Annotated in this window: 13 protein-coding genes and 1 pseudogene; 8 read left to right on the top strand and 6 right to left on the bottom strand. The window is 49.0% G+C overall.

Features of this window, described 5'->3' with window-relative positions; all coding sequences use genetic code 11:
- Window positions 1-79 precede the first annotated feature (79 nt).
- Window positions 80-1,609, top strand: a complete 1,530-nt coding sequence (locus tag H6973_05470; protein MCP5125088.1) for a metallophosphoesterase family protein — start codon at window positions 80-82, stop codon at window positions 1,607-1,609.
- Between the two features lie 53 nt (window positions 1,610-1,662).
- Here H6973_05470 and H6973_05465 read toward each other — a convergent pair whose 3' ends face one another.
- The 4 genes from H6973_05465 to H6973_05450 all read right to left on the bottom strand — a co-directional run bounded on the left by H6973_05465 (window position 1,663) and on the right by H6973_05450 (window position 4,276).
- Entirely contained in the window at window positions 1,663-2,073 is a 411-nt protein-coding gene (locus H6973_05465) for a hypothetical protein (protein ID MCP5125087.1), read from the bottom strand.
- A 46-nt stretch (window positions 2,074-2,119) separates the two neighbouring features.
- Entirely contained in the window at window positions 2,120-2,638 is a 519-nt protein-coding gene (locus H6973_05460; GenBank protein MCP5125086.1) for a hypothetical protein, read from the bottom strand.
- 91 nt (window positions 2,639-2,729) lie between these two features.
- Window positions 2,730-3,257, bottom strand: a complete 528-nt coding sequence (locus H6973_05455) for an ATP/GTP-binding protein (protein MCP5125085.1) — start codon at window positions 3,255-3,257, stop codon at window positions 2,730-2,732.
- Window positions 3,257-4,276, bottom strand: coding sequence for a hypothetical protein (locus H6973_05450; GenBank protein ID MCP5125084.1), 1,020 nt, complete (start codon window positions 4,274-4,276; stop codon window positions 3,257-3,259). The genes H6973_05455 and H6973_05450 overlap by 1 nt, the downstream gene beginning before the upstream one ends.
- A 502-nt stretch (window positions 4,277-4,778) precedes the next feature.
- Here H6973_05450 and H6973_05445 point away from each other — a divergent pair.
- From H6973_05445 to H6973_05435, 3 genes are read left to right on the top strand one after another with little or no spacing between them, the layout of a single operon-like run.
- A complete protein-coding gene (locus H6973_05445) occupies window positions 4,779-4,919 on the top strand; it encodes a hypothetical protein (GenBank protein ID MCP5125083.1) in 141 nt (46 codons plus the stop codon).
- A 26-nt stretch (window positions 4,920-4,945) separates the two neighbouring features.
- The gene (locus H6973_05440) at window positions 4,946-5,110 is read left to right on the top strand and encodes a molybdopterin-dependent oxidoreductase (protein MCP5125082.1); all 165 of its coding nucleotides are present in this window, start codon (window positions 4,946-4,948) and stop codon (window positions 5,108-5,110) included.
- A 34-nt stretch (window positions 5,111-5,144) separates the two neighbouring features.
- Entirely contained in the window at window positions 5,145-5,309 is a 165-nt protein-coding gene (locus tag H6973_05435) for a hypothetical protein (GenBank protein MCP5125081.1), read from the top strand.
- 42 nt (window positions 5,310-5,351) lie between these two features.
- Here H6973_05435 and H6973_05430 read toward each other — a convergent pair whose 3' ends face one another.
- Complete coding sequence (locus H6973_05430; protein MCP5125080.1) at window positions 5,352-5,693, bottom strand: DUF2782 domain-containing protein; 342 nt, start codon at window positions 5,691-5,693, stop codon at window positions 5,352-5,354.
- An 11-nt stretch (window positions 5,694-5,704) separates the two neighbouring features.
- Window positions 5,705-6,436 (bottom strand): Mut7-C ubiquitin/RNAse domain-containing protein, encoded by a 732-nt coding sequence (locus H6973_05425; protein ID MCP5125079.1) that lies wholly within the window; start codon window positions 6,434-6,436, stop codon window positions 5,705-5,707.
- Window positions 6,437-6,781: 345 nt separating this feature from the next.
- On the opposite strand from H6973_05425, the gene H6973_05420 reads away from it, so the two are divergent.
- From H6973_05420 to H6973_05405, 4 genes and pseudogenes are all read left to right on the top strand, one after another.
- Window positions 6,782-7,612 (top strand): hypothetical protein, encoded by an 831-nt coding sequence (locus tag H6973_05420; GenBank protein MCP5125078.1) that lies wholly within the window; start codon window positions 6,782-6,784, stop codon window positions 7,610-7,612.
- Complete coding sequence (locus tag H6973_05415; GenBank protein MCP5125077.1) at window positions 7,609-9,756, top strand: MFS transporter; 2,148 nt, start codon at window positions 7,609-7,611, stop codon at window positions 9,754-9,756. The genes H6973_05420 and H6973_05415 overlap by 4 nt, the downstream gene beginning before the upstream one ends.
- Window positions 9,757-9,758: 2 nt before the next feature.
- On the top strand, window positions 9,759-10,499 hold the full coding sequence (locus tag H6973_05410) for a hypothetical protein (GenBank protein MCP5125076.1): 741 nt from the start codon (window positions 9,759-9,761) through the stop codon (window positions 10,497-10,499).
- 62 nt (window positions 10,500-10,561) lie between these two features.
- Window positions 10,562-11,736 (top strand): annotated as a pseudogene (locus tag H6973_05405) (IS630 family transposase).
- The last annotated feature ends 6 nt before the right edge of the window (window positions 11,737-11,742 follow it).

Here is an 11,742-nt window from a genome sequence, read left to right as displayed (position 1 = left end):
TCTTGATGGCGTTCCTCGGACGCAGCATGAAATTTCCCCTTCGTGTAATTTTTCCTGTGTGTGATGGCGGTTACTAAAAATGACGATTATGAATTTTAGCATTGTCGATTCAATTGAACCAAATCAAGGTATTGATCTTAAAACCATAAAAGAGGTATTTAATAATGAAGTAAGTCCATTGATTCATGGTGACACATTTACAGGACGTCCTGTCACTAAAATCATCGCTAATGATAATTATGTTATTAAATGCCACTCTGAATATCAATTCAACGAACGTGATAGTAAACGTTGGATAGAGCAAGTTTTAGCGAAAGAGCGTCAATATTATGTTCACAATCCTTCCAAAACATGGTTTTATGTTCATCAATTCGAGCAAATTCTCATTGCCAACATAACGCCAAAACTTTTACCGTTGCATATCGGATATAAAACTATTCCCCCATATGACTTATTAAAACACATGGAAAATATGGCAGACATATATTTTTACGTTGCTGCTAATTTTAACATTAAGCTTGATGAGGGATTATCAAATTATGGTATTGATCAATATGGAAAATTATATTATATAGATGATGATATTTATAAATGGGATAACTTTAATAGCTTAACACAGATACTCGGTGTTTGGTTTCGGCAATTGGAATGGTTGTCTCAAGAACACGCTCAGAAACTTGGCGTCATCTTTCGCAAAAAATTACTTGATAACTTTAATGATACTCATTGGATTGTGGTTATCAGCCAACAGATTAACAAACTATTCTACGCCAATGAAAAACAAGTGGAGCGCAAACAGCATTTTCTTGAAGGATTTGAGGCTTCGCCTTCAACCACAAGTAAGGTACAGCAACGACGCGAAGGAATCCAAGAAAAGAAATTTGCGATTTTGGCAGATATACATGCTAACTTCCCAGCTTTAACAGCGGTATTAAGCCAATTAGATAAGTGGGGACTTAAGGATGCGATCGTGCTCGGTGACATCGTTGGTTATGGTCCTCATCCAATGGAATGTATCCATGAGCTTCAAAAACGCAATTTTCTAGTTATTAAAGGAAACCATGATCATGCTTTGATTGCCGGAGTTCCCTCCCGTGGATTTTCACCAGTTGGGCGTTGGGTGCTAGAGTGGACTGCAGATGAAGTGGGAAGCACAGAATGTGATTGGCTAGCTGCTTTACCTGCTTATCATCAACAAGATGACTGGATTGCGGTACATGGCGCTCCGCAAGATAAAACTTTTTTTAATGCTTACATTTACCAACTAACTTATGAAGAAAACCTGAACTATTTGGCAGAACACGCCATCCGTATTTGCTTGCATGGACACACACATATTCAAGGCGCTTATTATCATCGAAAAAAACGTCATGGGTTTGAGAAAGCCAAACAATTACTGCTGGAGGATATTAACCATTGCTTGGTATGCCCAGGCTCTGTGGGGCAGCCCCGCAGTGGCAAAACGGGCGCGGAATTCGCAATTTTTGATCAACAGCAGAAGACAATCCACTTTTATCAAGTAGATTATGATTTAGAGCACACTATAAGGGATATGCATCGCTACGGTTTTCCGATACAGTTGATTGATCGTTTACGTAAAGGGCGATAAAAAAGCGCTCCCCTTGCTATATAAAGAGCGCTTTTTAGTATAATTATTTCGACTCAAGACGGACACATAGGAGCAACCTTCGGCAAAGCCCCTCGCAATGCAGCCCATCCCATTCCTAAATTCGCTTTCTTTCCTGTAATTAGCACAAGCAACGAATTTTCCTTTCCTGGTACAATCGACATAAAATGATATGTTTTTTCAGTTGTCATTTGCACTTCTTTAATCATTTTATGTACAGTTGTGCCTCGCTGAGTGCTTAGCATATCCTCAACAGTACTGACAGTATTACCACGGAACATATCAACAGCCGCTGCTGCAACCGCATCCAGATAGCTTTGAGTGAAATAAGGCACATTATGGGCTACGGCTAATAACAAGCCGGAAGAAAGGTCCACAACAGCAGCACCCAATGCATCATTGACGCTCTTAACCAATTGTTCGCAAATTTCATCCAAAGAAGCCATACAAAAATCCTCCTCAGTTTTAAAAAGAAGTTATAAAAAAACACCGCTACAGAGTTCTTGATTGCAGTATTTTTGCTAAAGAATCTGCAGTGTTGCGACCAGCACTTAATAACATCCCAAGATTAGTATTTTTAGTGGAAATACAAGTTAGCATCAAGATGTCATTGATACGTAGAGAAACAACACGCCCATCACTATTTTCTAAAATCACAAATTGGCAAAGCTGTTGTAAAGATTCCCTAGCAATGCTCTCGCCGAGCGCTAACAACGAACTATTCATTGTCGATATCTTATGAGGTGGAATATCGCGTTTTAAAGAATATACAACTTCATGACCATCTACTGTTGAAACAAGGGCGCCATAAGCGCCAATACATACCTTCATAAATTCAGCTAGCCTTAATTCGCTCTCCGCTAACTGCTCTTTAGTATAATTAACAATTAAATGTTCGTATTCCATACCGGATTCCTGGGTTTCTACTTCAACCGGATTGCTTGCTGATTTAGCTTTATCGTCGCTTTTAAAGCCCAGTATAGCGCTTATTTTTTCTCTTGTAAGCTTCATAGAAATCGCTCTTTTCCATATTTGTTTACACAATATCGCAATGATTAAACCTCTCGAAGAAGAAGTCTGTAGAATTTAATATCAGTGAAAATTATGAAAGCTCTAAACATGTCAAAAGGGAATTTAGCAAAAAAACAACATCCTCTTTGCTACGAGCGTCAATGAAAAAAATCGGGAAAACTTGACCGCGCGTTTGCAGGATCTCTTGGTAGTCATCGATCGTTGGAATATCCTTAATGTCTGAGCAAGTAACGCCAATGACAGCATCAGTTCTACTGATAAAATCAGCAAAACTATCTAAATAGATTTCCAAATCTTTAAGTGGTTCTGAACGTCGATTATCAATTAAAATAATCAAACCCAAGCCACCTTGCGTTAAAATATCCCACATAAAGCTGTAGCGCTGCTGGCCAGGAGTGCCGTATAAACCAATTTTCTGGCCATTGTCTAAAGTGATTTGACCAAAATCCATAGCTACAGTTGTTTTTTCTTTAACCCTCGCCAAATCGTCTGTGGAAAACACATCTGTAGAAACTGGAGGGAATTCACTGATAGTTGCAATTGCGGTTGTTTTACCAGCCCCAGGCGGTCCAGTAAAAATAAATTTGATTTGTTTCATCAGATTCCTAACCGACTACGAATTCTACTGAATAAACTTCGCTTACTGGCATTCGATTGTTTGTTGCTATCAAGCATCTTTTTTAGCATAGCAGGCTCCTCTCGATGCTCTAAATAATTTAAGATATGACAAGCATTGATAAAGCCGATGACATCTTCGGCTGGCACTTTAAGAAGATCGGTAAATTGATTAATAGTACCACCACGCCTCACTAATGCTGTAAGCTTCATGTGTAGAGGATCTTGGCCTAATTTCTTCAGATTTGGCCAGCGATTTAACCGATAGGATCCGGTAAGGGATAAGCCATCAAACAATTGATCGTTAGATGTAGCTAAAGCCGCTATCCAAAGCGGCGCATCTAGATCCTGCGCTTTAAGGTTTTGTATCGCTCTAGCAAGTTGCTCATAATTGAGTTCTTCTATTTGCATATCGCTAACAGGGGAAGCGATTAAATCCTCTATTTCCATTTGGGAAAAGTGTGTAGTGTAATAACGCCGACGTTCTAAATTAAAAATGACTATACGCGCAATCCTATCGGTAACCTTTATTATCTTATTTTTATTGTTATATAAAACTTCTAAAACTCGATAAATTCTGATTGGCTTGTCTTCAACATCAATTTCATTGCTTAAAGAACTAATTTGAGAAGCTTTAGAAAAGCATTGCTCTTCTTTTTCATTAAAAGAACTCAAAAACTGCTTGCTAGCTTGCCGCAAGACCGGTATCAACTCAGCAGACCGTAACGGACGCGGCAAGACCAAAACATTCTCCGGGAAACCTTCCATTCTGTTGCTGAAGGCGATTAAAACTTGCCGGTTATTTTTGCGAACCCAATCTTTTAACTGAAGATTTCCTTCCTTGCTATCAGCATCGATCAATAAAGCCGCAGCCGTATCTGGGTCGTCAGTATACTCCCAGTTTGCTACCTCATCAGCTTTGGTTAACCCCAAAAAAACCTTCAGAGTCAACACATTATTATGAGATAAATGACTAGTGAAAATCTGTAGTCTTTGCGACATGAGTTAAAGTTTCGATGAGGTTATAACTATCAAATTGATTTCAGTGTTAAATTCTACCATTAAGCCCATAGCGCATCACACTTGCCTAAAAATTACCTCTTAACCTGAACTAGCAAATATTGTCCAAAAATTTGGGCAGGAATGACCTCACTAAAGTAATTAATAATCAAGAAATTATATCTCCTTCTGTTATTTAAGGTTACCGCAGGCGTTTTATATCCGCAGCAATAGGGGCAGATTCCATCTACTGCTTATCCTAGCATAAAACATACACAACCATCGCATCAATCTGACTTCGCCTGCTCAAAATTTTACTTTATCCATATCTAAAAATTATCCGCTACCTGTCATACAGTAAAACGCACGACCTAGGCAGCGCCTAATAGAGTATAGGCAGCGACACGAAATACCTCAACTGGATAAAAGACATTTTTATCTTCTCATCTATTAACTATATGTAAATTTTATAGAAAATTCAATCTTTGAATAGTCGCTTCATTACATCGAGCGCTTCGATCTCCAGCGGGCGATTCAACCCTTTCAACGCTGTGTGCGCTGCAATGGCCGGCTGGCGGCAACCACCAAGCAGCAAGTTTGGGAGCGGTTACCTGCCGGACGCAGGCAATCTGTTCGGGACTCATGAACTCGTTGCCTTGATTGCAGCGAGCGATGAAGGCGAATTTTTCATCCAGCCTTCGCCAGTGCGCCTGTACATTCGCCTGCAAGACATTTGGATCGCCGCCGCCGGCGACCTGGTATGAGAAAAACGATTTCAACACCAGCGACATGCGCCAGTTTATTCACCCCCTGTCGGCAGCGGTCGATCCAGCCTAGGAGTCGCGCACCGACTGGGATATGATCCTTATCCTTGATTATTGTTCTAATCATTCAGCGATCTCATCACAATCCAGTTGCATCCGCGCCGATCCTGCGCAAGGGCGGCGCGCACCAGAAATCGAAAACCGCTGAGCGGGCGAATGCCCGTACTCAACTCCGCCGGGACGTTGCTGAATGGAGACGCCTGCAACGCTAAATCATGCGCCGTCCACTGCTGCTCCCCGGCGGAGGCAGTTACTCACCAGCGCAGCAACACCCAGGCCGGGATCGCTAAACTGCTTTGCAACTCGTTATAGCGGGTTTCCATATTGCCGTCGCCATCGGTATCCACCAGATAGTACGACGCGCCTTTGGCTGGATTAACCCGCACCATGTACAGCACTCCGCCGGCCCGATACTCCTCAACCGAACCCTGATCGCCCAATTGGCGGATCGTGATCTCCGGGGCCGGCACGTTTTGTTCTCCCGACGCATCCGGCGGACCATCAGGAATTGGCTCCAGACCGGCGGGATCCGCGGCGTCCTGAGCCTGACTCAGGCCCGGTGCCAATAGCAACGGCAACAACCATAAAAAACGCATATTATTAATCCTTATTGAGATTTTGACGTTAAATCTTGAATAAACCGCCGAATGCGCGGCATGTGACTCCCTTCCCAATACACCTGCCCGCAGGCTTCGCAAACCCAGAATTCGTCGACGCAGCGCCGAGTTTCCGGCGGTAACCGCTCCCAAACCCGTTGCTTGGTGGTTGCCGCCAGCCGGCCATTGCAGCGTACGCAGCGTTGAAAGGGCTGAATCGCCCGCTGGAGATCGAAGCGCTCGATGACTTCCTCGATTTGCCGACGGGGATCAACCGCTCGAACGTAGTAACCGCGTGTCACGACCGCCCGCTTGAGCAAATCGCGATCGCGGGTCAACAAAATCCGGTGTTCCTCACTGGCCAGACACGCCAGTTCGGCATCCTCGTAATCGTTGCGGTACAGCGTGTCAAAGCCCAACAAGCGGAGATAGCGCGCCAGTTTGCCCAAATGGACATCCAGCACAAACCGGCTGATCCGCAATGGGTAGGGCCGCACCCGAATCATCGACTGTACGTCAAATGCTTCGAACATCGGATAAACGCTGATCCGGTCGCCATCCTGCACGATGTAGGAAAAATCCACGGAACAGCCATTGACCAAAATCAATTCGATTTCAGTATGGGGGACGCCTTGCGCTTCGATCATATCCTTGATCGATGCTCGTCGTTGAAAATCATGACTAAAGCAGACCTTGCGCCGCTCCTGCGGCAGAAAGTCGTTGAGTTCCTCATAGAACCGCATAGAGCAAGAACTTTTTCGCATGATTTGGGCCACCTGACATTCGGGCATCCCTACTGGAAGTCACAATCGTATGACTTCTTTCTATGAGATTCCAGTCATAATGTGCGATAAACGCTATGGATTATGAACCTTTTGCGCCAACGCAGCGATCAAGCTGCAATGATTTATGGAGAGAATGCGATTCGCCCGCCAATATCAACCCTAGCGAAAAGCTATAATACGAAAGCGAGAATAAAACGGTTATTTACAACCTCCACTGAAATTCATGGTAAATAGCCAGACCGCAACCGCGGCCTGGGGAAGAGAGCGAACCAACCCCAATTCCATGAATGAACGCCGCCCATTATGTCTTTCAAAATCACCGGTACGATTACTGTCCTGATCGCCTTTGTCCTGAGCTTGGCGGTGTTGATGAATTACGCCAAATTCGAGCGGACTTTCAACAGCCTGACAGAATCACGGCTGGCTTTTCTGGTTCAGGATCTGCGCGACACGCTGGAATTCGGTCTCGATCTGGGCCTCGACCCCGCCGCCATGGCCAATACCGCCGCGATCTTGACCCGTGAAGCCGCCCAGGATCCACACATTCTTTCCATCAGTGTTTTCAACGAACAAGGCGACATCCTGCACCAGTACCAAAGCGAACTCCTGAGCCATGATCCGGTCGCGCCCCTCGCGCCAATCTGGCTGCAAACTGTGTTGCAAACGACCTCCAAAACGCCTCAACACGCCAGCGATCTCGAGACGCTCATGGTGGGGATTCCTCTGATCAACAACTTTGGCCGTACGGTGGGCGGTCTGGTCCTGCGCTATGACCGATCTTTCTATGACCAGGAATTGCAACAAACCTTGTTTCGCCTGATCCGCGCCGCCCTGCTGATTCTGGTCGCAGCCAGTCTGATTGCGCTGCTCGGCGTCTGGCTGCTGTTCCGGGGCACCCGGCGCGAATTGCGGCAGATCAGTGTTGCGCTTGAAGATTTTCTGGAAAATCGGCGTACCTCCGCCTTGTCGCGTAATGGTGATTCAGCGCTGGCCGCGCTTGAGACTGCGGCTGAACTGAAAAGCCGGGAATTCCAGCAACGCCTGATCCAGGCCGCCCGGATTCTCCGTCTTGAACAGCGGTTGGCGGGTCAGGCGCGTCATGGGAAAGCGCATTCGAGTGAGAGGATCCAATGACCGCCTCTTCCCGGTTTACCCAGTTATTCGCCTTGACCCTCGGTTTGATCATCGTTGCGCTAGTGGGTATTTCACTGTATGCCGCTGTGGCGCTTGAAAAAAGCCTAATGCCACAATTGGACCGAAAAATGCTCACAGTGGGTGCGGCGGTCAACGCCAAGTTGGAGCGTGCGTTGCGTTATGAAATTCCGTTGAAAAGTCTGCCTGGCGTAGCAGATTTTTTCGGCACGGTGCTTGCCGCCGATGCCGATTTGGCCTATCTGGCACTGACCCGCCAGGATGGCGCGATCCTCTACCAGTACGGAACATCGCTTCCCCGACCGGAACAACTGGCTCAGGCAACCGCTGCAATTCTGCAAAAATCGCCTGCTTCCCAAGGTGCCGCTTCCGTCGATCCCGCCAGGAAATCCTGGCCGGTTCAAACATTAGCCGCCCGCCCCCTGGGTGATTTCTATAATCTGGCTCTGCCGCTCAAGTCAGGCGAAACCGTGGCTGGGGTTTTGCATATCGGCGCTGACGCCGACTTCGTTGTACAAAAAGTTCAGGAAATGCTGTTTGATATCGCCACCGTCTTCGTCATCGCTATTTTAGTTGCCTTTGAGCTGTTGCTGCTCATTGTTCATCACTATCTCATCACGCCCATCAACCGGCTGGAAGTCGTTCTCCGCTACATCGCGGAGGGCGATCTGAGCCATACCCTGCCGGTTCCCCGTGATGCGACCGGCTGGCTCGCCCGTTTGTTAAATCAGCTGGTAGAGCGCCTGAACGCCGCTTATCAACAAATCTTGCGCCAGGCGGCTTACCTGCAATCCGTGACGCCAGCAGCGGCGAACCGACTCTCCAACAATCTGGAACAACTCTGGCGCGGCTTCACTCTGGCGCCGGAGGGCCGCCTCACGCCCTATCAGCCGGCTGATTTGTTCGGCGCGCGAGTCGCCACCTTCCTGTTTATTTTCGCTGCCGAGCTCTCGCAGCCCTTTCTGCCATTGTATGCGCGCATCTACGCCACGGATTTGGCGAATCCTCCTTCCGCATTATTGATCAGTCTACCTTTAACTATTTTCACCTTGACCGCCGCGCTGACCATGCCACTGGCCGGTTGGCGATTTGAGCGGGTTGGCAGTTCGCGCACTTTCGCTGAAGGCGCATTGCTGATGACCCTTGGACTTGTTGGAACTGGTTTGGCGTTCAGCTTTTATGACTTGTTGGGTTGGCGAGCATTGACCGCAATGGGTTACGCCTTCATGTATGTGGCCTGTCAGAGCTATGTCGTTGCCAACGCCTTACCCCGACAGCAAGCCAGAAGCAGCGCTTTGTTTGTAAGTGGCTTGATGGCCGCCACCATCTGCGGTCCGGCGATTGGCGGCATCTTGGCCGATCACATTGGTTATACCGCCACCTTCGGTTGCGCAGCTATCCTGGCATCGGGTTCTGGAATCATGGCCTTCCGTTTACTCAGAACTGCGCCGATGCCCAAACTCTTGCCGCACCAATCGATACGCGGCATGATTCGGGCTATGGCGGGCAATGGACGTTTTATGCTGCTGATGCTGTTCGCCGCCATTCCCGCCAAATTGTTGCTCAATGGTTTTCTGTTCTTTCTCGTGCCGCTGACGCTGAGTAATTTTGGCGATAGTCGCTCGGAAATTGGGCGGATTGCCATGATTTACGGACTGGCTGCGTTGTTTCTGGGGCCGGTCTTCGCCCGCTTGGCCGACCGCTTTGTCTTGCATGGATTGCTGGTCGGCGCGGGTGGTTTGCTGACCGGCCTTGGTCTGATACCAGTATTTTTCTTTCCCACCACGACTGGAGTGCTGATCGGCGTGCTGCTCTTGGGCATTGGCCAGGCCATGAGTATTTCTTCGCAGTTGGCGCTAGTGACCAATATTGGACGAGCGTCGATTGAACAGTTTGGCCAGGGACCGGTGCTGGGTGGTTATCGGTTAATCGAACGCTTGGGGGGCGCTGTTGGGCCGCTGGTTGCCGCTAGTTTTGTTACGGCCTTCGGTTATCCGGGAGCGATTACCCTCTTCGGGATGCTAGGAGTGCTCACCGCCACTGTGTTCAGCTTCAGCTTCCTGATCCTGGGGATCGAACCCGAAGCGGACGATGAACTGCCGCCCCTTGAACCTCAGGAAGCCTGATCATGCCTCGACGCTACCTCTTCCTGTTGCCGATCATGCTGTTGATATTGACGGGCAGCGTCGTTGCCAGCCAGCCTCTTCACCCCAATCCGCTCTCATCGGAAGGGAGCGTCCGGGAAGCCGAGGGTCAACGCTTTCGGATCCTGATGCTGCTCTGGCGCGGCGAAACACAGGTGGAAGCCGGTTTCAGAGCCTACCTTGCGGAACATCAATTACCTTTCGATCTGATCGTCCGTGACGCCGGCCAGGACCCGACCCGGATTCCAGAACTGGTCGCCGAAGCCCGGCAACTCAAACCGGACCTGGTCTATACCTGGGGCACCCCGCTAACCTTGGGCGTGGTCGGTCCCTATGACCGGGTTGATCCAGCTCGTTATTTAACTGACATCCCCGTGGTCTTCACCATGGTCGCTTACCCAGTGGAATCGCGCATCGTCCCTGCCTTCGCCTCATCCGAACGCAATGTCACCGGCACTACCCATACCGTTCCCGTGGAAGCGCAAATCAAGGCCATGCGCGCCTATCGCTCCATGAAGCGGCTGGCCGTACTGTACAATCCCACCGAACCTAATTCCGTTATTAACATTGGCGAATTGCAGCGCGCCGCCCAGTATCTGGATTTTGAATTGCTCGCCGAGTCCGTCCCCCTGAATCGCGAAGGACGTCCCGACCCCGATGCTTTGCCTGATCTGGTCAACCGCCTGGTCATGCGGGAACCGCAATTCCTTTATCTAGTGGGCTGACACAGAAGTTTTGACAGGTAGCGGTGGGTGCCCTATGGTTGAGATCAACAGGAGGAATCACCATGGCCCACAAGTATCTGGTTGATCTAACTGAAGAGGAGCGGGAAGACCTGCTGAAGGTCATTCATAAAGGCAAGGCAGCGGCGCGCAAGGTTGCCCGTGCCCATGTGTTGCTGCAGGCTGCGGAAGGGGCGACGGATGAGGCCATTGCCCAAAGCCTTCACTTGGGGATTTCGACCGTTCATCGTACCCGTCAACGGTTTGTCGACGAAGGGTTGCTGGCGGCGTTAAGCGAGCGGCCACGAGTCGGTTTGCCCCCGGCCTTGACCGGCAAACAGGCCGCCTTTCTGGTCGCCTTGGCCTGTAGTACCCCGCCCGCTGGCCGTTGTCAGTGGACTCTCCAATTGTTAGCGGACCGCTTCATGGAACTCCGGCCCATCGAAGCCATTTCCCGTGAGAGTGTGCGGCGCATCCTTAAAAAAACGACCTCAAACCCTGGCAACGTCAAGAATGGTGTATTCCCAGTGTCAGTCCCGATTATGTTTGGCATATGGAGGATGTGTTGGACCTGTACGCCGAACCCGATGATCCTCAATACCCCCAAGTGTGCTTCGATGAAAGTCCGGTGCAATTGACCAGCGAAACCCGCTGTCCTCAACCCGCCCGCCCGGGTCAACCGGCGCGCTATGACTGTGAATACAAACGCGAAGGCACCGCCAATTTATTTCTATTCGTACAACCCTTGCGCGGGTGGCGTCATGTTAATGTCACGAAACAGCGCACCAAACGCGATTTTGCCCAGCAAATGCAGCAACTCGTTGATGTGTACTTTCCGAAGGCGGAGCGAATCCGGTTGGTCGTGGATAACCTCAATACCCACACTCCTGCGGCCTTGTATAGTGTCTTTTCTCCAGAGGAAGCCCGCCGGATCACCCGCAAGCTCGAATTTCATTACACCCCCAAGCATGGCAGTTGGCTCAATATGGCGGAATGTGAGTTCGCTGTTCTCGCCGGCCAGTGTTTGAATCGCCGCATTGCGAACCTCGAAACTTTGCGGAAGGAAATCGCCGCTTGGCAAGGCCCACGCAACCTACGTCAGACCAAAATCCACTGGCAGTTCGGCACCGACTTGGCCCGGGTCAAACTCAAGCGCCTCTATCCTCCCTTGAAATCTTCTGAAACCCCGGTGGACCTAGAAACCTCTGAACCTGTCAAAACTTCTGTGTCAGCCCACTAGGACCGG

This window comes from Gammaproteobacteria bacterium, from assembly GCA_024235095.1.
Lineage (GTDB): Bacteria > Pseudomonadota > Gammaproteobacteria > Competibacterales > Competibacteraceae > UBA2383.
The sequence above is the reverse complement of the archived record's forward strand: the minus strand, read 5'-3'. Positions and strand labels throughout refer to the sequence as shown.